22 protein-coding genes are annotated in these 21,542 nt (G+C 62.0%); 10 read left to right on the forward strand and 12 right to left on the reverse strand.

Annotation, left to right across the window (positions count from 1 at the left end; genetic code table 11):
- Window positions 1-67: 67 nt before the first annotated feature.
- Complete coding sequence (locus C5F70_RS11260; protein WP_104903330.1) at window positions 68-1,348, reverse strand: alkane 1-monooxygenase; 1,281 nt, start codon at window positions 1,346-1,348, stop codon at window positions 68-70.
- Window positions 1,349-1,642: 294 nt separating this feature from the next.
- Window positions 1,643-2,641 carry an alpha/beta fold hydrolase gene (locus tag C5F70_RS11265; protein WP_046484500.1) on the reverse strand — a complete coding sequence of 333 codons (999 nt, stop codon included), beginning with the start codon at window positions 2,639-2,641 and terminating at the stop codon, window positions 1,643-1,645.
- A 258-nt stretch (window positions 2,642-2,899) separates the two neighbouring features.
- Here C5F70_RS11265 and C5F70_RS11270 point away from each other — a divergent pair, with 258 nt between their 5' ends.
- The 5 genes from C5F70_RS11270 (at window position 2,900) to C5F70_RS11290 (ending at window position 7,199) form a co-directional block, all read left to right on the forward strand.
- Window positions 2,900-4,438: an NAD(P)/FAD-dependent oxidoreductase gene (locus tag C5F70_RS11270; RefSeq protein WP_104903331.1), complete on the forward strand. Its 1,539-nt coding sequence runs from the start codon at window positions 2,900-2,902 to the stop codon at window positions 4,436-4,438.
- On the forward strand, window positions 4,435-5,325 hold the full coding sequence (locus tag C5F70_RS11275) for an SDR family oxidoreductase (protein WP_104903332.1): 891 nt from the start codon (window positions 4,435-4,437) through the stop codon (window positions 5,323-5,325). Before C5F70_RS11270 ends, C5F70_RS11275 begins: the two co-directional genes overlap by 4 nt.
- Window positions 5,326-5,340: 15 nt before the next feature.
- On the forward strand, window positions 5,341-6,189 hold the full coding sequence (locus C5F70_RS11280) for a metal-dependent hydrolase (protein WP_046383674.1): 849 nt from the start codon (window positions 5,341-5,343) through the stop codon (window positions 6,187-6,189).
- Window positions 6,190-6,616: 427 nt separating this feature from the next.
- A complete protein-coding gene (locus C5F70_RS11285; RefSeq protein WP_226927611.1) occupies window positions 6,617-6,847 on the forward strand; it encodes a hypothetical protein in 231 nt (76 codons plus the stop codon).
- A gap of 22 nt (window positions 6,848-6,869) precedes the next feature.
- A complete protein-coding gene (locus C5F70_RS11290) occupies window positions 6,870-7,199 on the forward strand; it encodes a DUF6388 family protein (RefSeq protein ID WP_046383675.1) in 330 nt (109 codons plus the stop codon).
- A gap of 30 nt (window positions 7,200-7,229) precedes the next feature.
- Here the strand turns inward: C5F70_RS11290 and C5F70_RS11295 are convergent, their stop codons facing one another.
- Entirely contained in the window at window positions 7,230-8,051 is an 822-nt protein-coding gene (locus C5F70_RS11295; RefSeq protein ID WP_104903333.1) for an aldo/keto reductase, read from the reverse strand.
- A gap of 105 nt (window positions 8,052-8,156) precedes the next feature.
- On the opposite strand from C5F70_RS11295, the gene C5F70_RS11300 reads away from it, so the two are divergent.
- On the forward strand, window positions 8,157-8,651 hold the full coding sequence (locus C5F70_RS11300; protein WP_017846514.1) for a DUF1543 domain-containing protein: 495 nt from the start codon (window positions 8,157-8,159) through the stop codon (window positions 8,649-8,651).
- A 66-nt stretch (window positions 8,652-8,717) separates the two neighbouring features.
- Here the strand turns inward: C5F70_RS11300 and dapF are convergent, their stop codons facing one another.
- Together dapF and C5F70_RS11310 are read right to left on the reverse strand one after the other, a co-directional pair.
- On the reverse strand, window positions 8,718-9,527 hold the full coding sequence (gene dapF, locus C5F70_RS11305; RefSeq protein ID WP_102617584.1) for a diaminopimelate epimerase: 810 nt from the start codon (window positions 9,525-9,527) through the stop codon (window positions 8,718-8,720).
- A 25-nt stretch (window positions 9,528-9,552) separates the two neighbouring features.
- On the reverse strand, window positions 9,553-11,136 hold the full coding sequence (locus tag C5F70_RS11310; RefSeq protein WP_017846516.1) for a murein L,D-transpeptidase: 1,584 nt from the start codon (window positions 11,134-11,136) through the stop codon (window positions 9,553-9,555).
- A gap of 39 nt (window positions 11,137-11,175) precedes the next feature.
- Between C5F70_RS11310 and C5F70_RS11315 the strand changes: the two genes are divergently transcribed.
- Together C5F70_RS11315 and C5F70_RS11320 are read left to right on the forward strand one after the other, a co-directional pair.
- Complete coding sequence (locus tag C5F70_RS11315) at window positions 11,176-11,889, forward strand: murein L,D-transpeptidase catalytic domain family protein (RefSeq protein ID WP_017846517.1); 714 nt, start codon at window positions 11,176-11,178, stop codon at window positions 11,887-11,889.
- 31 nt (window positions 11,890-11,920) lie between these two features.
- The gene (locus C5F70_RS11320; protein WP_104903334.1) at window positions 11,921-12,667 is read left to right on the forward strand and encodes a creatininase family protein; all 747 of its coding nucleotides are present in this window, start codon (window positions 11,921-11,923) and stop codon (window positions 12,665-12,667) included.
- A 39-nt stretch (window positions 12,668-12,706) separates the two neighbouring features.
- Here the strand turns inward: C5F70_RS11320 and C5F70_RS11325 are convergent, their stop codons facing one another.
- Together C5F70_RS11325 and C5F70_RS11330 are read right to left on the reverse strand one after the other, a co-directional pair.
- Window positions 12,707-13,048: a hypothetical protein gene (locus tag C5F70_RS11325; protein WP_046383680.1), complete on the reverse strand. Its 342-nt coding sequence runs from the start codon at window positions 13,046-13,048 to the stop codon at window positions 12,707-12,709.
- Between the two features lie 34 nt (window positions 13,049-13,082).
- Complete coding sequence (locus tag C5F70_RS11330; RefSeq protein WP_026139963.1) at window positions 13,083-13,727, reverse strand: hypothetical protein; 645 nt, start codon at window positions 13,725-13,727, stop codon at window positions 13,083-13,085.
- A 132-nt stretch (window positions 13,728-13,859) separates the two neighbouring features.
- Here C5F70_RS11330 and C5F70_RS11335 point away from each other — a divergent pair, with 132 nt between their 5' ends.
- Window positions 13,860-14,126 carry a hypothetical protein gene (locus C5F70_RS11335; protein ID WP_017846521.1) on the forward strand — a complete coding sequence of 89 codons (267 nt, stop codon included), beginning with the start codon at window positions 13,860-13,862 and terminating at the stop codon, window positions 14,124-14,126.
- Here the strand turns inward: C5F70_RS11335 and yfcF are convergent.
- Complete coding sequence (gene yfcF / locus C5F70_RS11340) at window positions 14,101-14,733, reverse strand: glutathione transferase (RefSeq protein ID WP_104903335.1); 633 nt, start codon at window positions 14,731-14,733, stop codon at window positions 14,101-14,103. The genes C5F70_RS11335 and yfcF overlap by 26 nt on opposite strands.
- A 96-nt stretch (window positions 14,734-14,829) precedes the next feature.
- Window positions 14,830-15,381 (reverse strand): DUF924 family protein, encoded by a 552-nt coding sequence (locus C5F70_RS11345; protein WP_046484530.1) that lies wholly within the window; start codon window positions 15,379-15,381, stop codon window positions 14,830-14,832.
- 119 nt (window positions 15,382-15,500) lie between these two features.
- Between C5F70_RS11345 and C5F70_RS11350 the strand changes: the two genes are divergently transcribed.
- Window positions 15,501-16,655 carry a DUF1624 domain-containing protein gene (locus C5F70_RS11350; protein WP_104903336.1) on the forward strand — a complete coding sequence of 385 codons (1,155 nt, stop codon included), beginning with the start codon at window positions 15,501-15,503 and terminating at the stop codon, window positions 16,653-16,655.
- A gap of 58 nt (window positions 16,656-16,713) precedes the next feature.
- Here the strand turns inward: C5F70_RS11350 and metE are convergent, their stop codons facing one another.
- The 3 genes from metE to C5F70_RS11365 all read right to left on the reverse strand — a co-directional run bounded on the left by metE (window position 16,714) and on the right by C5F70_RS11365 (window position 21,538).
- Window positions 16,714-19,002 (reverse strand): 5-methyltetrahydropteroyltriglutamate--homocysteine S-methyltransferase, encoded by a 2,289-nt coding sequence (gene metE, locus C5F70_RS11355; RefSeq protein ID WP_104903337.1) that lies wholly within the window; start codon window positions 19,000-19,002, stop codon window positions 16,714-16,716.
- A gap of 244 nt (window positions 19,003-19,246) precedes the next feature.
- The gene (locus tag C5F70_RS11360) at window positions 19,247-20,566 is read right to left on the reverse strand and encodes an OprD family porin (RefSeq protein WP_046383684.1); all 1,320 of its coding nucleotides are present in this window, start codon (window positions 20,564-20,566) and stop codon (window positions 19,247-19,249) included.
- A gap of 138 nt (window positions 20,567-20,704) precedes the next feature.
- Window positions 20,705-21,538 (reverse strand): phosphodiesterase, encoded by an 834-nt coding sequence (locus C5F70_RS11365; RefSeq protein ID WP_017846527.1) that lies wholly within the window; start codon window positions 21,536-21,538, stop codon window positions 20,705-20,707.
- Window positions 21,539-21,542: the final 4 nt, after the last annotated feature.

Below are 21,542 nucleotides of genomic sequence, written 5' to 3' on the forward strand. Positions count from 1 at the left end.
CGCTGGGCGATAAGAAACCGCGCGATACAAAGATCCCGAGCACGCCAGGTAACTTTTTCAGTTCATCTCAGAACGTTTTGCTATTGCCGCCGTATTGTTTCAGATAGTGCAAACGCTTGGACGGTTGAAGATTGGTCAGAGTGATATCCCCGGCATAATGCCTGAGCACCCGATGGTCCATCCGTCGTCGCCACAAATACGGCACGTAAGCCCAGACAATCATGCTTGCATAACCGTAGGGAAGTTGCGGCGATTCATCGAAGTGACGCAACGATTGATAACTGCGCGTCGGATTGGCGTGATGATCGGAGTGCCGTTGCAGTTGGAACAGAAAGATATTGGTCACGATCCGGTTACTGTTCCACGAGTGTCGCGGCGAGCAACGCTCATAACGGCCGTTGGGCAACTTCTGGCGTTTAAGGCCGTAGTGTTCGACGTAGTTCACCACTTCCAGCAGCGAGAAGCCGTAGATGCCCTGGATGATCAGGAACGGAATCACCGCCGCCCCCAACCAGGCAATCATCGCGCCCCACAACACCACGCTGTACAGCCAGGCGCTGAGCACGGCGTTTTTCCAGTGCCAGGCCGGCAGGCCGAGTTTGCGCAGGCGTTCGCGCTCCAGGTTCCACGCCGAGCGTGCGCTGAACCACACCGAGCGCGGCAGGAAAGCCCAGAAACTTTCCCCCAGCCGCGAGCTGGCCGGATCTTCCGGGGTGGCGACACGGACGTGATGGCCCCGATTGTGTTCGGTATAGAAGTGCCCGTAGAACGTCGGCGCCAAAGTGACTTTGGCCAGGAACACTTCCAGCGGCTTGGGTTTGTGCCCCAGCTCGTGGGCGGTGTTGATCGCGATGCCAGTCGCCGCGCCCGTGGACATGGCCATGCCCAGGTACGTGAACGCACTGACCTGGCCGTGCAGTTGGGTGCGCGAGGTGAGATAGGCGGCCGTTTTCGCCAGCCAGCTCGAAGGTTCCAGCGCGGCGGTGGCCTGGAGCAAACCGCCGTTGATGATCCAGTCGATACCGCCGGCCGCCAGCCAACCGGTGATCACCACCGAAGCGATGACGAACAGCACGCCGGTGTAGATGATCCAGCGGTAATAGCGTTGCGATTCGAGGTGGTTGACGGCGGACTCGGGCGGGTTACTCACGTCTTCGCCCAACAGGCCATCGATCAGCGGGATGAGGCCGAAGATCACCAATACGCCAACCCACCACAGTTGTTGCACGCCGCTGGTGATTGCCAGTGTGCCGGAGAGTAAAGGCGTTGCCAGGGGCAGGATGCCAAGCCACCACAGGTGGCGTTTGCCGTCGGCCCAGACCTGCGGGGTGGCCAGGGTCTGATTCATGGCAACCTCCGGACGAGGCAGGTGCAAAACAGGTTCGAGGAGCGCGGAAGGCTCCGGGAAATCAACCATGCGATAAAAGACGTTTTTTTCATTGTTATTCGCTCTTAGGCATTTCAAAAATCATTTCAAAACAAACATTGAAATATTTTTTTAAATAAATAACGCGGAATCGTTAGGTCGTCAACTAGTTTATCGAGCCCTTTTTTGCGTGACCGAGCAGTCTCTTTTTCAGCTGGCTGGTCAGGTGTCTAGAGCGCGCATTGACGCCGTTGTGCCGCGACTCGGATGGCCCGATTATTTGTCCGCCAGGGCCAACGGTGGATGCAGGACGGTGGTGTTTTGCGGTGATCGGGCCCGTTTGGCCACCTGTTCCACCACCGCCACAACACGCTCCGTCGCGGTGATCGGCAACATATGGCCGCGCCCCTCCACCAGTTGCAGCTTGAGGCCGGGCACCCGGCTCGCGAGGGCCTGGCCGTGTTTTTGAAAGTCCAGCACCTTGTCCTTTGCGCCGTAGATCAGGCCGATGGGCAGGGTCAGTTGCGGGTAGCGCTTGACCATGCCCGGCAGGTGATCGTTGACCTGGTTGATCTCGGTGGAGGCCGCGTAGAAGTTGGCCGGGCGCATGCCGAGCAGCCCGCCGCCGCGTGTAGCGAAGTCCGCTGGTGCAGGATCGGGGGCGAACACGCCCTTGACCACCGAGCCTTTGGTCAGCAGGCCGATCGGCATCGTCAGCGTGTGCGACAGCCAGCGACGCAGCCACGCCGGGCGCACCGCCAATGACAGGAACACCAGCGGCAACAGGCGCTGGGGATGGGTCAGCGGTGCCACCAGGATCAACCCGGAGACCGCGTGGGGATGGTCGAGGGCCAGCGCCAGGGCCACCGCGCCGCCGAGGGAATGCCCCAGCACCAGCGGTCGATCCAGGCCCAGCGCCTGGATAAAAGCCGCGATTTGCCGGGCCTGGGCCGGCAGGTCCGCCGCCGTGCCCGGATGCCGGGTCGAATAGCCCGAGCCAGGTCGGTCGAGCGTGATGACCCGGAAATGCTCGCGCAACTGCCCCGACAAGGCGTAGGTCAGGTTGCGACTGCTGCCCATCAGCCCGTGAATCATCACCAGCGGTGGGCCCTTGCCCTCGTCGAGATAATGAAAGCGCTCGCCATCGACGTCCACAAAGCGCCCGTTACTTGGAACGGCCGCTTCGATGCGCCGTGTCATCCAGGCACTGAAGCCCCATGCCACCACGCTCGCACCGACCAGCACACCCGCAGCGATAACCCATTCGACAGCCATAGCTCGGTCCTCTGCTTCCCTGCTGCCGACCGCCCGACCGGAATTGATCAAGGCCTCAGCCATCGCCCACACCCTGGACCTAAACTTCGTGCATACCGTCGCACATAAGGAGCCAGGGACTAGCCTAGGCGATATTTTCAGGTAGATTATTTAAAATATTTTTTAAAATAAGTAATTCAATTTTCCTTTGCAATGGTGTTCTATCTAAAAAGACAAAACAAAAACAGGAGCACATCCGATGCCCACGCAGGCCCGCCTATGAATGCCCACAGTGATTCCATCGACATCGCCATCATCGGCTCAGGCTTCGCCGGCCTGTGCATGGCGATCAAGCTCAAGGAAGCCGGCTTTAGCGACTTCTTTATCGCCGAACAGGCCGAGACACTCGGCGGCACCTGGCGCGACAACCACTACCCTGGCTGCGCCTGCGATGTGCAGTCCCACGTCTATTCGTTTTCGTTTGCGCCCAACCCGCACTGGACCCGCCAATTCGCCGCGCAAGCGGAGATCCGCGCCTACCTGGAGCAATGCGCCCGACGTTTCGCGCTGGCGCCGTATCTGCGCTTCGGCATGGGCCTGCAACGTGCGGTGTTTGATGAGCAGCAACAACGCTGGCAGCTGAGCTTCAGCAATGGGCGCCAGGTCAGCGCGCGGGTGCTGGTGTCGGGCATGGGCGGCTTGTCTCGCCCCGCGCTGCCGGATATCCCGGGGCTGGACAGCTTCAAAGGCCAGCGCTTTCACTCCCAGCAGTGGGACCACGCCTATGCCCTGAAGGGCAAGCGCGTGGCGGTGATCGGCACCGGCGCCAGTGCCATTCAGTTCGTGCCGCAGATCGCGCCGCAGGTCGCCCATTTGGACCTGTTCCAGCGCACCCCGCCATGGATCATGCCCAAGCCCGACCGAGCGATTTCCCGCGTTGAGCGCTGGGCATTCAAGCACCTGCCCTTCACCCAACGGCTGGTGCGCGGCGCCTTGTATTGGGCGCTGGAAGCCCGCGTGGTGGGCTTTGCCCGGCACCCACGGCTGATGAAGATGGTGCAGAAAGTCGCCCTGCGCCACTTGCACAAACACGTCACCCGCCCTGCCCTGCGCAAGGCGCTGACGCCGGACTACACCCTCGGCTGCAAGCGCGTGCTGATCTCCAACGACTATTACCCAGCGTTGTCGCGCAGCAATGTGCAGGTGGTGACCGACAGCGTGCTGCGCATCGAAGCCGATGGCGTGATCACCGCCGACGGCGTCAAGCACCCGGCCGATTGCCTGATCTTCGGCACCGGGTTCCAGGCCACCGACCCGCTGCCCCGCGACTGCATCATCGGGCGTCACGGCGTCGACCTGATGGACGCCTGGCACGACGGCGCCCATGCCTACAAAGGCAGCACGGTGCCGGGCTACCCGAACCTGTTCCTGATCATCGGCCCCAACACCGGCCTGGGGCATAACTCGATGATCCTGATGATCGAAGCCCAGGTCGCTTACATCCTCGATGCGCTGCAACAAATGCAGCGCCACCGCATTGCCACAGTGGAGGTCAAACCCGCGGTGGAACAAGCCTACAACCACCAATTGCAGGACAAACTCACGCGCACCATCTGGAACACCGGCGGCTGCCGGAGCTGGTACCTCGACCCTCGCACCGGCAAGAACACCACCCTGTGGCCCGGCTCGACCTGGCGCTTCAAGCAGATCACCCGGCATTTTGCGCTCAAGGATTATGTCGCCAGCATGGCACCGATTGACGCGGCGCCCCGCGCAATGGCTGCGCCACATTCCACCGCAGAAGGGAGCCTGTCATGAAGTCGTTCAATGGCCGCGTGGCGGCGATCACCGGCGCGGCATCCGGCATGGGCCGCGCATTGGCCCTGGCCCTGGCGCGCGAAGGTTGCCACCTGGCGCTGGCGGACAAGAACAGCCAAGGCCTGGAACAGACCGTGGCGTTGATTCAAACCGCCACCCTGGCGCCGGTGCGGGTGACCACCCAGGTGCTGGATGTGTCCGACCGGCACGCCATGCAAGACTGGGCGGCGCGCTGCGCTGCCGAGCACGGCCAGGTCAACCTGATCTTCAACAACGCCGGAGTGGCGCTGTCGAGCACCGTCGAAGGCGTGGACTACAGCGATCTGGAATGGATCATCGGCATCAACTTCTGGGGCGTGGTGTACGGGACCAAGGCCTTCCTGCCATATCTCAAGGCCAGCGGCGACGGCCATGTGGTCAACACGTCCAGCGTGTTCGGGCTGTTTGCCCAGCCCGGCATGAGCGGCTACAACGCCAGCAAATTCGCGGTGCGCGGCTTTACCGAAGCCCTACGCCAGGAGTTGGACCTGCAACGTTGCGGCGTCTCGGCCAGTTGTGTCCACCCCGGCGGCATCCGCACCGATATCTGCCGTAGCAGCCGCATCGACGCCAACATGACCGGCTTTCTGATCCACAGCGAACAGCAGGCCCGCGCCGACTTCGAAAAGCTGTTCATCACCGACGCCGACCAGGCCGCCAAAGTGATCCTGCAGGGCGTGCGCAAGAATAAACGCCGCGTGCTCATCGGCCGCGATGCGTATGTTCTCGACCTGCTCACCCGCTGCCTGCCGGCGGCCTATCAAGCGCTGGTGGTGTTCGCCAGCAAGCGCATGGTCCCCAAACGCCCAACGCCGCTGTTTGACAGCAACGACGAGAGCCGTCTCTGAACAGGAGCAAGCCCCATGCTACCGATCCGTCGCGATATCCGCTTTGCCTTGCCGGCCGAACGCATCAAGGACTGGCACGAACAAGGTCCGTTCATCACGCATTTTTTCAATGCGTTGTCGTTGCTGTTTCCCCAGGGCGAGCTGTTTTTCATGGACAGCGTGCGCCACTACCGCCAACGCATCGATGACCCGGCGCTGAAACAGGAGATCCAGGGTTTTATCGGCCAGGAGGCCATGCACAGCCGCGAACACCTCGCCTATAACGACTTGCTGCAAGCCGCAGGCCTGCCGGCACATCGCCTGGACCGGCGCCTGAAATTCTTCCTCGACCTGCAGAAAAAACACCTGCCGCCGGCGTTCAACCTGGCGGTGACCATCGCCCTGGAGCATTACACCGCGATGCTCGCGGAAATCCTCCTGAGCGACCCTTCGCGCTTCGGCGATTCACTCAAGGGTTACCAGCAGATGTGGTACTGGCATGCCCTCGAAGAAACCGAGCACAAGGCGGTGGCGTTTGACGTGTGGAACCGCGTGATCAAGCCGGGCCCCCTGCGTTACCTGCTGCGCACCGGGAGCATGCTGACCACGACGTTGCTCTTCTGGCTGGTGGTGTTCGACTTCCACCTGCGCCTGCTGATTGCCGACCGCAAGGCCGGCGGGCATGTGCAAGGGTTCTGGCGCATGCTCAAGTTTTTGTATGGACCCAAGGGCGTGTTCCCGCGGATGCTGCGGCCGTGGCTGCACTACTTCAAGCCGGGCTTTCATCCGTGGGACCACGACAACCGTGCGCGCCTGGCGAGGATCGAGGGCTTGGTCGAAGAGATCGAACAGACCCAGCGCGAATACCGATCGGCCCAAGCCTAGACCCGCCGCGCACGCAACCTGGTACAGCACCACGACCACCCTGATCGCCGTGGGTGCTCGGGTCAGCGTCGAGGCGCCCCCCGACGCCGAATAACACACAGCGCGCCCTCGCGGCCGGCGCGCAGCCCCTCGAAGACAGGGCCGGGAACACACCGGCCAACGCCACACATGACCAGGCGCGGCGCGAAAAGCCGTTGCGGTCGCCCAGTTGATTTTTCAGGTTCCTCAGCACGCTCATGTGCGCGCTTGCGCTTTAGCGATGGAACTTTCTGATAAGAACCAGTCCCTAAACCTGTTTCAAGATGTAATATCTGCGACTTTTTCAGGGTTCCCGGATCGCGCAGCAAGGGGAACACGCTGAAATCGCCAGCAGCAAGGAGCTTGGCTTGAGATACAACACAAACGGTCTAATACTATGCACCCACTGATGTTTAACGCACTGTTGTGGTTATGTGGGGTTGCTTTGCTCTACCTGGCCAAGGCGGTTATGGAGCTGTTTTTAGGGCCGATCAGCGAAACCTGGATCGACCTGACGCTGGTGCTGACCGCATACCTGTTACTTTTCGTCCTCGACCCCATACGCACCCGGATAAACCGCCGCATGCGCAAACGCGCCCGGCGTAGACAGGCTTGCCAAGACACCGGCGCAGATGCCTGACTTTTTTTCGAGGAACCCACCTGTGTCCCAACCCGGCGATACCCATCAACTCGCGCTGGACCGATTTCTGCAGGCACACCCGGATGTCCTCACCCAACTGGACACTCTGAACCCGCTGGCCGCCCAGGCCAAAGGCGAAACCCTTGCGCAATACCGCGCCGAACGCCTGCATGAGGCGTTCGAAGCCGAAGCCGAGCGCCTGGGGCTGTTTGCCTGGGAGCTGACCCTCAAGCTGACGGCCGAATCCGCCCAGGCATTCGAAGCGCAACGCCTCGAAGTGCATAAGGAAGTGGCGCAGATGGCGGGGATGAGCTGGGACGAATACTGCGAGTTGCATGGCGTGAGCGGCTGACGCGGCACGCCCCATGCTGGTTTTATCGCCTCACACCATCGCCAACGGATGCTTGCGCTTGGGCGCTCCGAACACCCGGTCGATGGCGTCGAGGTCGTGTTCGTCCAGCACCAGTTGAGCGGCCGCAGCGTTAAGCCGCACATGCTCTTGCGTGACGGCCTTGGGGATGGCGATCATCCCGTCCTGACGCACTACCCAGGCCAGCGCGACCTGCGCGGGCGTCGCCTGATGCCGATGGGCGATCTGCTTGAGGGTCGGGCTGGACAGTAATTCGCCGCCTTGCGCGATCGGACAGTAAGCCATCAACGGCAAGTGATGTTGTTGCCACCACGGCAGCAGGTCGAATTCGATGCCGCGCTCCTGGATGTTGTAGAGCACCTGGTTGGTCGCGCAGGCCGGTGACGCAAGTTCCTGCAGGTCGGCCACATCGAAGTTGGAAACACCCCAGCGGCCGATCTTGCCGGCTTCGCGCAAGCGCTCGAACGCCTCGACGGTTTCTGCCAGCGGGTACTGACCGCGCCAGTGCAGCAGGTACAGGTCAATGTAATCGGTGCCCAGGCGCTGGAGGCTGGCATCGCACGCGCGCGGTACGCCCCGGCGGCTGGCGTTGCGGGGGTAGACCTTGCTCACCAGGAACACCTGCTCGCGCTTGCCGCGAATGGCCTCGCCGACCACGCTTTCGGCGCCGCCTTCGCCGTACATTTCGGCGGTGTCGATCAAGGTCATGCCCTCGTCGATACCGCACTGCAACGCCGCGACTTCGGCGCGGCGCCGCTCCGGGTCTTCGCCCATACGCCAGGTACCCTGGCCGATGACAGGGACCGGAACACCGGCCAGATCGATGGTTCGCATGACAATCTCCTGATGGGTTCGCGGGTTAACAGTGTGGCATTCACCGGACAAACGGGTTCAATCGAAGTATGGTTGCCTTTTGCCAAATCGCCGGAAGGGCCTGCAATGCTGTTTGTCGTGATGCTCGGGGGCAAGCACCCACGGGCCAGGATCGAAGTCCATGACGTGGTATTCGCCGTGGCGGATACGCTGGAAGCCACCTACCCACAGTTACGCGATGCCTGGTTTGGCAGCCCCAAGGGCGTGCATATCGATTCGTGGATGGCGGTCGATGGCGTCGACGGTTGGAAAGTCGAACTCAGCCACCTGGCGCCCCAGGCCGGCGCGCCGCACCTGTACTTCATCAACCTGGGCGGCTATGAGACCAACCGCTTTGGCGAGGCGCATCACTACCTGCTGGTGGTTGCCCGCGACAAAAAGGAAGCGACGGGCAAAGGCAAGCAACAGCTGCTGCGTCACTGGTCACAGGCCCACACCGACGGCGTGCTGGACATCGACGACTGCCTGCCCATCGATCTGGTCGACGGCCGTTACCTTCACCTCGTCCAAGCCCCGCACCGGCCGGTGCTCCAGCAGAACGACTACATTGTGCTGGGGTGAACCGGCTTTACCCGCTCCGCCGACGCTCAACCGCCGGCACCGGATGAACCGCTGCCGGAACTCAATTTACCCTATGGGCACATAGACGATGCCCTGCATGATCGGCTCCACGCTCCCGGTCAACACCACGCCGCCCTGCCCGTCCCACTGCACGGTGACTGTGCCGCCGTCGCATTGCACCTCGACGCGGTCGTCGAGCAAGCCGCGGCGAATCCCATTCACCACCGCGCCGCAGCAGCACGAGCCGGACCCGAGCGGCACGCCGCCGCCGCGCTCCCAGATCCGCAGGCGAATATGCCCACGATCGATGACCTGGACAAAATGCACATTGGTCCTGGCGGGGAACAGCACGTGGGTTTCCAGGGCTGGGCCCAGGGTCGCCACGTCGACAGCGGCGAGGTCCGCGACAAAGAAGGTGCAATGGGGGTTGCCCATGCTGCACGCCGCCGGGTCGCCTTCGAGGGGCAAGTACAGTGTGTCCATCGACTCGGCCAGCGGCACCGCGGCCCAGCCCAGCGATGGCGCGCCCATATTCACCGACACCCGCTGCCCCGACTCACGCACACAGGTCAGCAAACCGCGGTCGGTACGCAGCACGATGGTATCGGTGCCGGCTTCATGCATCAGCCGCTCGGCCACACCGCGCGTAGCGCTGCCGCAGGTTTGCAGGGGCGTGCCATTGGGGTTCCAGAATTTGATCCGTGCGGCAGCGTCTGCGCAATCGAGCACCACCGCCAACTGATTGAAGCCGATGCCGGTGTGACGATTGCCGAGACGGCGAGCGACCTGCGCGCTGATCGGATCATCCAGACCACGGCGATCGATGATGAGGAAGTCGTCGCCGTGGGCGTGCATCTTCACGAAAGGCAGCGTCATGGCGTGTGCTGTGGGCGGTGACAAATCAGAGCACACTCCCCATGGCTTTCATCAACACGGGGTCGCGCCCGTAGATATCGGGCGCATACACCAACTCGCCCTGGCGATCCACTTCCACGGTCCAGTACCCGAGCAACACCGGCACCGGCGTCGCCAGGCGGAATTCATGGGTCACGCCGGTGGCCAGCAATTCATCGGTGCGAACGCGCTCCGCCGGGCTCACCAGCAGGTCGCGCAGCAGCAACGGTTGTTCGACCCGCACACAACCCGAGCTGAACGCACGCGGGCCTTTGGTGAACAGCGGTTGGCTGGGCGTGTCGTGCAGGTACACCGAGTACGGGTTGGGGAAACGCAGCACGATCTTGCCCAGCGGGTTGCGCGGGCCGGCGCCCTGGCGCAGCAGGATGTTGCCGGGGCGGGCCCAGTCAATGTGTTCGGGGGCCAGCGGGCGGCCTTCGGGGTCGAGCACTTGCAGGTTCTGCTGGCGCAGGTATTCGGGGTTGAGGCGGATGGCCGGGAGTTTGTCCTCGCGCATGATGGTGGGCGGCACGGTCCAGGTCGGGTTGAGGGTCAACCGGTTGATGCGTGATTTGAGCAGCGGTGTCTGGCGTTCGGCGCGGCCGACCTGCAAGCGGGTTTGCCACACCGGGATGCCACTCTGATAGACACTCAATTGCGCGGCGGCGACGTTGACCACCACGCCTTCGGGCTCCAGGTCCTGGCTCAGCCAGCGGAAGCGCTCCAGGTTGATGCGCAACTGCTCGCGGCGCACCGCCGGGCTGATGTTGAGTTCGGCCACGGTGCCGGCGCCGATCACGCCGTCGGATTGCAATGAGTGACCGACCTGGAAGGCCTTGACCGCCTTGACCAGTTCGTCGCGGTACTGCTTGCCGTTGTCCTTGGGTTCGCTGGCGAGGTAACCGCCGCGGTAGAGGCGCCGCGCCAGTTCCGGCACGCGCGGGTCTTCCATGCCGGGGCGCAACAGCGGCCCGCCGGCGACCGCGTCCCAATGCGGTAATGGCTGCTTACGCAGCGTGGAATAGACGTTGCGCAGGCTGCGGTATAAATCCGTGCTGGGCCGGGCCTGGTCGAAGGCTTGCGCCATGTCGTGCAGCCCGGTGGCGGCGAAGGCCAACACCTCGGTATCCAGGTCGCGGGTGGGTGGCTGGAAATGCCACAGCGGTTCGAAGCGCGATTGCTGCAGGCGCCCGTAATGCAAATCCTGCAGGGCTTGCAGGTACTGTTCGCTGCTGCCGATATCGCTGCACAGCACGTTGTCCGTGGCGTTCGCCGGGGGCAGGCTATAGTGGGTGGGGTCCAGGCCGTCGTCGGCCAGCATCAGCAACTGCGCTTGCAGTGCCTGGCGGCGTTCGGCGACCCACAGCGGCACATCGCCCTGCTGCCGATAGAACGCCTGCAGACGCGCCAATGTCGCCGCGTCGATGCGCGACGCAAGGCTGGGGCACACGCTGGGCAACTGCGCGAGGGCCTGTTGGACCGGGCTGGCTGGAATCACCGGTAACGTGCCCATCGGTACTTCGTCGGCTGTAGCGACCAGCGGTGCAACGAGCAAGCAAATGCTCAAGTAACATGCGTGTTTTTTGAACAATAGCTTTGCTCCAATCCACAGTGGGGGGATGTACTGTAGATGCTGACTTTTATGTGCCGCCTCGGCCTGATGACCTTGACCGTGGCTACGCTGAGCACCGTTGTGCTCGCCGCCGACGGCAACCCTGTTTCCTTGTATAGCAGCCTGGCGCGCTCGGCTCCAGAACTCAATCCCACTGTACTCAAAAGCGCGCTGAACGCGGTGCAGTGCGCGGTCAATAATGGTGAAGAGCGTTCCGAGCGCCTGGCCGTGATTGACTATTCCCAGCCTTCGACCGCTCGTCGGCTATGGATTTTCGATTTGCGCAAAAAGACCCTGGTGCTGCGCGACCTGGTGGCCCACGGGGCGAAGTCCGGGGAAAACTTCGCCACCCAGTTCTCCAATCGTGAAGGCAGCCACCAGTCCAGCCTGGGCCTGTTCCGTACCCAGGAAAGTTACCTGGGCACCCATGGCTATTCGTTGCGCATGGACGGCCTGGAGCCAGGCTTCAATGATCAGGCGCGCGACCGTGCCCTGGTGATTCACGCCGCCGACTACGTCAACCCGTTGTGGAGCAAGCGCGAAGGCCGCATCGGCCGCAGCCAGGGTTGCCCGGCGGTGCGTCCGCAGGTGGCGCGCCAGGTGGTGGACAAACTCAAGGATGGGCAGTTCATGTTCTCGTGGTACCCGGACCAGCGCTGGCTGAAGTCTTCGACCTACCTCAACTGCAAACCCCAACAGGTGGCGAGTAGTCGTACAATCCGTGGCGGTTAGCCTGTCCCCACCGATATAAAGAGAGCGTCGCATGCTTCTACATAAGTCCACCTGGATCGAGATCGGGCAGTTTCTGGAGCGCAGCCGCACGGTGGTGATCCCGATCGGCTCGAATGAGCAACACGGCCCCACCGGCCTGCTGGGCACCGACTGGATGTGCCCGGAAATCATCGCCCACCAAGCGCAGCTACACGCAGACATCCTGATCGGCCCGACCTTCAATATCGGCATGGCCCAGCACCACCTGGGCTTTCCCGGCACCATTTCGCTGCGCCCTTCCACCTTTATTGCCGCGATTGGCGACTGGGTGCGTTCGCTGGCCGGGCATGGTTTCGAGAAGATCCTGTTTCTCAATGGCCATGGCGGCAACATCGCCACGATCGAAGCGGCGTTTTCCGAGCTGTATGCCGCCGCCAGCTTCGCCCGCCAACCGGCCGGGTTTGCGCTGAAGCTGGTGAACTGGTGGGATCTGGACGGCGTCAACGAGTTGGCTCACCGGCAGTTCCCGGTCGGCCACGGCAGCCATGCCACGCCGTCGGAAATTGCCGTGACGCAATGGGCTTATCCGGAGTCGATCAAGTCTGCCGATTATTCGCCGCAGATCGCCAACACCGGGCCGATCCGTGAAGCGTTGGACTTCCGCGCGCGCTTCCCCGACGGGCGCATGGGCTCGGACCCGGCCCTGGCGACCGTGGAGAAAGGCGCTGAATTGGTGGCGTTGGCGGCTCAAGGGCTGGTCAGGGTTGTCGACAGCTTCAGCCACGAAGCAACCCCTTGAGCCAACCCTCGCGCCCACCGAGTTAGGGGTGGCCTGCGGTTACTTGCACTCTTGCGCCGTCAATTCCAGGCGCGACGGCGTGATGGTCGACGCGAGCGGCTTGCGCTCATACAGGAACACCTTGGTGCCGTCCTGGCTCTTGTAGGCCTCCAGTACATCATCGGCGGCAACCTTGCTGGTCAACACCACCTTGGCGTGGCGCGAATTCTGCGTCACGGTCGAGGTGAGATTGTGTTTTTCAAGTTTGGGCAACACGCATTGCATATAACCTTCGGGGGTCTTGGCGGTATGCAGGGTCAATGTCGGAGCATTCGGAGCGGAAACACAACCGGCCAGTAACAAAGAAGCGACAGCCAGGGCCGGGGCAAAAAAAGAGCGCATAGAAATCCTGAATATATAAAAGGAAAAGTTCACATCAACCCGCTCGGACTAATGCCTTGAGCGACGCATCAAATTGTTTCAAGGCATCGAGCTGTACATCGCGCTGCTGCTCGATCTGCGCGGCAATCTCCGGGGCCGCCTTGTCATGCGTCCACACCGACGGCACTTGCTTATGCACCGAGCCTTCGGCCTTGGCGATGTACTGCAGGTCCGCGTCATAGAAGCGCGCGATAAAATGCGCTTCGACCAGGTCGTTACGCGGGGTCAACAGTTGGTTATGGGTGTCGAGCATCACCACCACATCGGGGTGAGCCTGCACGAGCGCATCCAGCGTGTCGTAAACGGTCACCGACAAAAACGTGCCTTGCAACGAATTCATCAACCAGTCAATCGCCAACTCCGGGTCGGAACTGTTGACGAACGCCGCCCGGATGCGCCCATCAAGGGCATCTCTGGCGCCATTCAAGGCTGTGGCGTGGTAGCGTTCAAGGTAGCTGAGGTTGTCGACCGTGTTTTCACTGTACAGCACCCCCACTGACTGCTCGTGCCGCAGCGAGTCTACGCTAGCGCCGAGTGACAGCAAATGGCCTGCACGCAGTTCATCGGCGATTACCGGGTTGATCATGACCACAGTGCTCATCATCAGGGTCATTAAAGCCAGTTGAATAAACGTCCTCATCGCGCGATTTCCTTGAACTGCGTCTTGATGGGGAGATTTTCCGCCTTTGTGGAAAAAACAGAACTTGCAATCTCTGATGCTGACTATTATCTGAATCAATAGTGCTTACATAAAATCTATAAGGACCACGCTATGAAACCCCACCAGAAAACCTTCGACCGCATCCGCGAAGCCGTATTGCCGGATTTTCGCGATCGGGTCGCCGATTACCTGGTTGTCTATGAAGATGTGCTGCTGGACGAGGCCGCCGACCCGGACCAGGCCTACGCCATCGCCCAGCAATTGCTCGGTTACCTGCGCGGTTTGAACACCACCCGCGTGCTGGGCATGGCGGACTGGGAAGAGCTGGACCGACGCGTCGCGCAGGAATGGCCTAAAGCGCGGGCCTTGGCAGATTGACCCATTCCTGCACTGATGGCCGCTGCCATTGGCGCTGCGCATAGCTCACCAAGTCGGCCGGCATAGGGTCGCCGTTGAGGATCAGGCGGTTGAGCATCACCGCCAGGTCCACATCGGCAATTGACCACTCCCCGAACAAGTACGCCGGATTCCCCGCCAACAGCACCTGCGCCGCACTGATCAAGCGATGGGCGGCAGCTTCGGCCAATGGCGACAACGGCGGCATCTTCTGCCCATAGAACACCACCAACGTCGAACGCTCCTGGCGAATCGGCAGCAAATCGCTGCGCAACCACGCCTGGACCTGCCGCGCCCGCGCCCGCTGCTTCGGGTCGGCCGGGTACACCGCCGTTCCGGGGTAGGCCTCGTCGAGGTATTCGCTGATCGCCGAGGACTCCGACAGGGAGAAATCGCCGTCCACCAGCGTCGGCACGCGTTGGGTCATGGACAGTTGGGCAAAGCCCGCCATCTGGTGTTGCGCGGCATCGAGGTCGAGGGGCACGGTGTCGAACGCCAGGCCTTTTTCGCGCAGGGTGACGAACACCGACATCGCGTAGGGGCTGGTGAACAGCGAATCAACGTAGAGGCGCAGCGCAGCTTGATTCATGGTGGATCTCCTTGAGTGAAACCCCACGCTACGAGATCGGCGGCGATAAAGACAATGCGCAGTTTTTATGGGGGCATTCCCCGGCGGAATAGCGCCTCAACCGGCAAACCCGCCCTGCTCCAGAAACGCCCGTTCCGCCTCCGTGGTCGTCCTGGCCAGCACCTCGTTGCGGTGGGGAAAGCGCCCGAAACGTTCGATGATCCGCGCGTGTTCCTTGGCCCAACGGTAAGTGTTGGCATCCAACTGCTGGTTGAGGAGCAGGGAGCGTTGCTGGTCTTGCGCGTCTTCGGAATGCTCAAACGGCAGATAGCAAAACGCACGCAATGCCGGTTCGACCAATTGATCCAGCCCAGCATCCACCATGCGCCGCGCATACAAGCGCGCCAACGGGTCCGTGGCAAACATATGCGCTGTGCCGCGAAACGCGTTGCGCGGGTACTGATCGAGCAGGATCAGCAAGGCCAGCGCACCTTGCGCCGAGTCCAGCCAGCCCTCCAGCTCACGCCGCGCCGCTTGCAAATGGGTGGTGTGGAAGGTGTCGCGAAACGCCGCGTCGAACGCTGCGTCCTTGGCGAACCAACGCTTGGGACCGGCCTGCGTCCAGAAATCGACGACGGCGTGCGGGGTGTCGTTGTGTGGTTTGCTCATGATCAGCCTCTCCCGATGCCAGGCGCGAACCTGTTCGCTCTCGATGACTTCGCGCAGCGGCGCGCGCATGCGTTATAGGATAACATCCGTTTTCCATCCTGCCCTTGTGATCCACGCCCATGACCGATGCTGCTCCCCTGCGCCAACGCCTGCTTTCCATCGACGCCCTGCGCGGCCTGGTGATCCTGTTCATGCTGCTGGACCACGTGCGCGAAACCTTCCTGCTGCACCGTCAGGTCAGCGACCCGATGAGCCTCGACAGCACCGAGCCCGCGCTGTTTATCAGCCGTACCCTCGCCCACCTGTGTGCGCCGGTGTTTGTGTTGCTCACCGGGCTGTCCGCCTGGTTGTACGGGCAAAAATACCAGGGCCGTGGCGATGTGTCGGCCTTTCTGTTCAAGCGCGGGCTGTTCTTGATCGTGCTGGAGTTCAGCCTGGTCAACTTTGCCTGGACCTTCCAACTGCCGCCCAGCGTCATCTACCTGCAGGTGATCTGGGCGATTGGCCTGAGCATGATCGCCCTCGCCGCGCTGCTGTGGTTGCCGCGCCCGCTGCTGATCAGCTTGGCACTGGTGATCATGGCCGGGCATAACCTGCTGGACGCGCTGCACTTCGCTCCAGGGACAGCGCTGCAGACTGTGTGGGCGCTCCTGCATGAGCGTAGTTGGATCGAGGTGTCCGATCACCTGCGATTGCGCATCACGTACCCGGTGTTGCCATGGATCGGTGTGATCGCGCTGGGTTACGGCCTGGGCCCATGGTTTGCCACGGCCATGGCGCCGGCCCTGCGCCAGCGTTACCTGTTACGGGCGGGGCTCGGTGCATTGCTGGGATTCGTGGTGTTGCGGGCGGCCAATGGCTATGGCGAGCAGCCGTGGCACGCGTATGACAGCGGCGTGCTGACGTTGATGAGCTTTTTCAATGTCACCAAGTATCCGCCGTCGCTGTTGTTCCTCGCGTTGACGCTGGGCATTGGCCTGTTATTGCTGCTGGCTCTTGAACGCGTGGGGCAGCGGCGCTGGATCGGCGTGCTCGCGGTATTCGGCGCAGCCCCGATGTTCTTTTATCTGTTGCACCTGTATGTGCTGAAGATGCTCTATGTCGCGTGCGTGGCGCTGTTGGGCCTCAACCATGGCGCCTACTTCGGCTTCGACAGTGTCGGCGCGGTATGGCTGGTCGCGCTGCTCTTGCCGATGGTGCTGTATTGGCCGGTGCGCTGGTTTGCCGGGCTGAAGGCGCGGCGGCGGGATGTGGCGTGGCTTAAATACCTGTGACCTGTCACTGCGCCTGCGGTGAAAGGGCGCAAGCGCCCTAGCACCTTGTCAGGCCGTGTTACGCCAGTTCGGCGCGCAGTTGCCGCGCCGCCGCGACCATATGGATCAGGGCCGCTTCCGTCTCCGGCCAGCCGCGTGTTTTCAAGCCGCAGTCGGGGTTCACCCACAAGCGTTCTGCTGGAATGCGTTTGGCGGCCTTGCGCAGCAGGTTGGCCATTTCCGAGGCGTCCGGCACTCGTGGCGAGTGGATGTCATAGACGCCCGGGCCGATGTCGTTCGGGTAGGCGAAGGCTTCGAACGCGTCCAGCAGTTCCATGTCCGAGCGCGAGGTTTCGATGGTGATCACGTCGGCATCCATCGCCGCGATGGACTCGATCACATCGTTGAACTCGCTGTAGCACATGTGCGTATGGATCTGGGTTTCGTCACGCACACCGCAGGCGCACAGGCGGAACACTTCGGTGGCCCAGACCAGGTAGTGCTGCCACTGCGCCTGGCGCAACGGCAAGCCTTCACGGAACGCGGCTTCATCGATCTGCACGATCTGGATGCCAGCGGCTTCCAGGTCGACCACTTCGTCACGGATCGCCAGGGCGAGTTGACGCGCCTGCACTTCACGGCTCACGTCTTCACGCGGGAAGGACCACATCAGCATGGTCACCGGGCCGGTCAGCATGCCTTTCATCACCTTGCGGGTGAGGCCTTGGGCGTAGCGGATCCACGCCACGGTCATCGCCTGCGGGCGGCTCAAGTCGCCGAAAATCACCGCCGGTTTCACACAGCGTGAACCGTAGCTCTGCACCCAGCCGAAGCGGGTGAAGGCGTAGCCGTCCAATTGCTCGGCGAAGTACTCGACCATGTCATTGCGCTCGGCTTCACCATGCACCAATACGTCCAGGCCGAGGTTTTCCTGCACCTCAACGGCGTGACGAATCTCGCTGTGCATCGCCTCGACGTATTCGGCTTCGCTCAACTTGCCTTGTTTGTAGGACTGACGCGCCAGGCGGATCGACGCGGTTTGTGGGAACGAACCGATGGTGGTGGTCGGAAACAGCGGCAACTTGAGACCGGCGCGTTGTGTCTCGATGCGCTGGGCAAACGGCGACTGGCGCTGGCTGTCCTGAGCGGTGATTGCCGCCACGCGGGCTTGCACCGCCGGTTTATGAATGCGCGGCGATGCGGCACGGGCCGCCTGTACGGCGCGGCTTTCGGCGAGGGCGGCGAGCACGTTCGGCGCGTCGGGCTGGTCGACGGCCTGGGCCAGCACGGCCACTTCGGCGCACTTCTGTACGGCGAACGCCAGCCAGCTTTTCAACTCGTTATCGAGCTGGTCTTCACGGCCCAGGTCGACCGGGCTGTGCAACAACGAGCAGGACGGCGCCACCCACAAGCGATCGCCCAATTTTTCATGGGCGTGCCGCAAGGTGGCCAGGGCATTGTCCAGGTCGCAACGCCAGACGTTACGCCCGTTGACGACCCCAAGGGACAACACCTTGTAGGCCGGCAGGCGGTCGAGAATGGTCGGGTACTGCTCCGGTGCGCGCACCAGATCGATGTGCAGGCCATCCACCGGCAGGTTGGCGGCCAGGCCGAGGTTTTCTTCCAGGCCACCGAAGTAAGTCGCGACCAGCTTTTTCAGCGGGTCACGCTGGATCAGGTTGTAGGCACGCTCGAAGGCGTTTTTCCAGGCTTGCGGCAGGTCGAGTACCAGAATCGGCTCGTCGATCTGCACCCACTCCACGCCCAGGTCAGCCAAGCGCTGGAAGATCTGGCCGTACAGGGGCAGCAGGCGGTCGAGCAGCTCGAGTTTGTCGAAATCACCGCCCTTGGCCTTGCCCAGCCACAGGTAGGTCAGCGGGCCGATCACCACGGGTTTGACGGTGTGCCCCAGGTCAAGCGCCTCCTTGACCTCGTCGAAGAGCTGGTCCCAGCCGAGGTGGAAGTGCTGGTCGACGCTGAACTCAGGCACCAGGTAATGGTAATTGGTGTCGAACCATTTGGTCATTTCCTGGGCGTGCGCCCCGCCGCAGCAATTGTCACTGACGCCACGCGCCATGCCGAACAAGGTCTGCAAGGTGGCTTTGCCATCGGCCGGGCGAAAACGCTCAGGGATCACACCGAACATCAGCGAATGGGTGAGTACCTGGTCGTACCAGGCAAAATCACCGACGGGCAACAGCTCGATGCCAGCCTGTTTTTGCAAGGCCCAATGCGCCTTGCGTAAATCGCGGCCGACAGCGTGCAGGCCGGCTTCGTCGAGTTCGCCCTTCCAAAACGCTTCCTGCGCTTTTTTCAGTTCACGATCGCGTCCAATGCGCGGAAATCCGAGGGAATGAGCGACTGCCATGACTTACAACTCCACTGTAGGTAGTAATGGCAGCCATTGTCGGCAGATGACGATAGTGAGACAAACTCATTTTATTCCTGATGATCACAAGATTTACTCATGTTAATACCGCGCTCGCGGCGCCTGAACACCTGACCCTTGTAGGAGCGAGCTTGCTCGCGAAAAACCCAAGTGCGCCGCGTACCGTCAGGCAGCCCGCATGATCGTTGGCGTTCTTCGCGAGCAAGCTCGCTCCTACAGGCTGTTACATCAATGGAATCGAATAGCTCACGAACAGCCGATTCTGATCCTGGTCCCGCGCGACCTCACTGCGCGACATACCGTTGCGCCAGCCGAACCCGACGTTCTTGAAGGTGCCGCTCTGCACCACATAATCCAACGAGATATCCCGTTCCCACTCGCTGGCGTTGTTCCCGCTGGCGGTGAGGATATGGTCGCCTTTCAAATACATCATCGACGCCTTCAAGCCCGGCACGCCCAACGCCGCGAAGTCATAGGCGTACTGCGCAAAGGCCGTGCGTTCGCCGGCCTGGATAAAGGTTTGCACCGTCCGGTCGGTGTAGAGATACAGGCTGGAGCCGCCCTCCCCTTTGTTCACCAGGCCGCCCTGGTTGAGTTGGGCAAAGTTGCTGTCATCGGACACTTGCTGGTAACCGGCAGTAATCGCGTGAGACCCCAGGGAGTAGATGAAGGCCGCACTCCAGGTGTTGTTGTCGATTTCACCGCTGCCGTTTTTGGTATAGCCGCTGAACTTGTAGCCTTCGGCGCGCCCGGCGGCGCTGCTGTTTTTGCCGTCGGAGGTGGTCTTGAAGTAACGCAGGTCGGTTTTCAACGAACCGTAATCGCCCAGCGGCAATACATGAATCAAGCCGGCAAAGTGTTGTTGGTAATAGTCTTCGAGGTTGGCGTAGTAGTACTGGACCATCAGGTCTTTGGTCAGTTGGTAGTCGGCACCGGCGTAGGTGAATTTATTGCTTTCCTGGGTGCCGCCCGCCGCCGCCAGGCCGCTGCGGTCGCTGGAGCCGCGCCCGGTGGTGTGTTGAAGCTGACCGCCGATCAGGGTCAGGTTGTCGATGTCTTTGCTGGTGACCTGCCCGCCTTCGAACGATTGCGGCAACAGGCGGCCATCGTTGCTCACCAGGATCGGCAGGTTCGGGCGCAGGTAGCCGTAGCGCGCTTCTGTCTTGGCGAAGCGTGCCTTGGCGGTGGCGCCGCCGCGAGCCCAGTTGTCCACGGCCTTGCCGTCGTCGGTTGGGATCATCGAGCTGCCCACATGGCGGCCGGCGCTGCTGTCGAGGGTCATGCCGAGCATGCCGACCGCGTCCAGACCAAAGCCGACGGTGCCGTCGGTGAAGCCCGATTGGTAATTGAGTATGAACGCCTGGCCCCACTCTTCAGTCTTCGACGGTGCGGCGCTGCCGTCACGGTTGTCGTTGTTGAAGTAGAAGTTGCGCATGCTCAAGTTGGCTTTGCTGTCGCTCAAGAAATCGGCCGACGCCAGGGGGCTCAGGGCGATGCCCAAGCTGCCGGTCAATAGGCTTAATACATTCAAAGTAGCTTTCATCAGGACGAACTCCGGCGCGGAATCCAAGTTCCGGGCGCTAAAAATGGACAGCAGGAAGCACACGGCCACACATGAGTTGGCCGTTGCGTTAACTAACGTTCAGTTACTTGGTTGGGTGAAGTGAACCTCCGTAGAACCTCAGTCAATCAATCCATGAGCGTCATAAAACGGATATGGCCCCGGGTAGTCCCCGAATACGCCGTTGTGGCTGACCAACCCCTGTTGCGCATCCCAGCGATGCAACAAGTAACCCGCCGGTTCCAGGTTGAAATGCGCCGGCGCGGCGTCTTGCAGGTCCAGCACGATCTGATGGGACGTGCCAGGGCATACACAGCTCAAACTGCCGCCGAAACGCCGCTGCATCGACCGGTGCAAATGCCCGCACAGCAAGCGTTCCACCTGCGGGTGGCGCGCCACGACGGTTTCGAGGGCGGCGGCATTGATAAAGTGCTCGCGGTCCATATGGCCGATGCCGCTGATAAACGGCGGGTGATGCAGGATCAGCACGGTCGGCACTTGCGGACGCAGTGCCAACTGTTGGTCGAGCCACTGCAACTGGCTGTCCAGCAGTTGGCCGCCATGGCCGCCGGGGATGGTGGAATCGAGGCCGATCAGGCGCAGGGGGTGGGCGTCGACCACCCAATCCAACGGGCCCGCCGCCGAACTCGGCAAGTAGGTGTGATCGCGGAACGCATCCAGCAACGGCCCGCGCGTGTCATGGTTGCCGGGCACCAGGTAGCAAGGCATGTGCAGGCGCGCCAGTTCAGGGTGCAGCACGGCGTATTCATCGGCGCGGCCGAAGTCCACCAGGTCGCCGCTGATCACCACGATATCGGGGCGTGGGTGGCTGGCGTTCAGATGGTCGACGGCACGGCGCAGCGCGCCCAAGGTGTCGACCACGCCGTAAGTCAGGCGCTGGCCGGCTTTAAGGTGCAGATCGCTGATCTGTGCAACAAGAAACGGACGGTTCAAAAGG

This window comes from Pseudomonas sp. LH1G9, assembly GCF_002949975.1.
In the GTDB taxonomy this organism is placed as follows: domain Bacteria; phylum Pseudomonadota; class Gammaproteobacteria; order Pseudomonadales; family Pseudomonadaceae; genus Aquipseudomonas; species Aquipseudomonas veronii.

Coding starts and splice junctions, on each gene's coding strand:
- C5F70_RS11260 (WP_104903330.1), bottom strand. CDS start 1,348: ATGAATCAGACCCTGGCCACCCCGCAGGTCTGGGCCGACGGCAAACGC.
- C5F70_RS11265 (WP_046484500.1), bottom strand. CDS start 2,641: ATGGCTGTCGAATGGGTTATCGCTGCGGGTGTGCTGGTCGGTGCGAGC.
- C5F70_RS11270 (WP_104903331.1), top strand. CDS start 2,900: ATGAATGCCCACAGTGATTCCATCGACATCGCCATCATCGGCTCAGGC.
- C5F70_RS11275 (WP_104903332.1), top strand. CDS start 4,435: ATGAAGTCGTTCAATGGCCGCGTGGCGGCGATCACCGGCGCGGCATCC.
- C5F70_RS11280 (WP_046383674.1), top strand. CDS start 5,341: ATGCTACCGATCCGTCGCGATATCCGCTTTGCCTTGCCGGCCGAACGC.
- C5F70_RS11285 (WP_226927611.1), top strand. CDS start 6,617: ATGTTTAACGCACTGTTGTGGTTATGTGGGGTTGCTTTGCTCTACCTG.
- C5F70_RS11295 (WP_104903333.1), bottom strand. CDS start 8,051: ATGCGAACCATCGATCTGGCCGGTGTTCCGGTCCCTGTCATCGGCCAG.
- C5F70_RS11300 (WP_017846514.1), top strand. CDS start 8,157: ATGCTGTTTGTCGTGATGCTCGGGGGCAAGCACCCACGGGCCAGGATC.
- dapF (WP_102617584.1), bottom strand. CDS start 9,527: ATGACGCTGCCTTTCGTGAAGATGCACGCCCACGGCGACGACTTCCTC.
- C5F70_RS11315 (WP_017846517.1), top strand. CDS start 11,176: ATGCTGACTTTTATGTGCCGCCTCGGCCTGATGACCTTGACCGTGGCT.
- C5F70_RS11320 (WP_104903334.1), top strand. CDS start 11,921: ATGCTTCTACATAAGTCCACCTGGATCGAGATCGGGCAGTTTCTGGAG.
- C5F70_RS11325 (WP_046383680.1), bottom strand. CDS start 13,048: ATGCGCTCTTTTTTTGCCCCGGCCCTGGCTGTCGCTTCTTTGTTACTG.
- C5F70_RS11330 (WP_026139963.1), bottom strand. CDS start 13,727: ATGAGGACGTTTATTCAACTGGCTTTAATGACCCTGATGATGAGCACT.
- C5F70_RS11335 (WP_017846521.1), top strand. CDS start 13,860: ATGAAACCCCACCAGAAAACCTTCGACCGCATCCGCGAAGCCGTATTG.
- yfcF (WP_104903335.1), bottom strand. CDS start 14,733: ATGAATCAAGCTGCGCTGCGCCTCTACGTTGATTCGCTGTTCACCAGC.
- C5F70_RS11345 (WP_046484530.1), bottom strand. CDS start 15,381: ATGAGCAAACCACACAACGACACCCCGCACGCCGTCGTCGATTTCTGG.
- C5F70_RS11350 (WP_104903336.1), top strand. CDS start 15,501: ATGACCGATGCTGCTCCCCTGCGCCAACGCCTGCTTTCCATCGACGCC.
- metE (WP_104903337.1), bottom strand. CDS start 19,002: ATGGCAGTCGCTCATTCCCTCGGATTTCCGCGCATTGGACGCGATCGT.
- C5F70_RS11360 (WP_046383684.1), bottom strand. CDS start 20,566: ATGAAAGCTACTTTGAATGTATTAAGCCTATTGACCGGCAGCTTGGGC.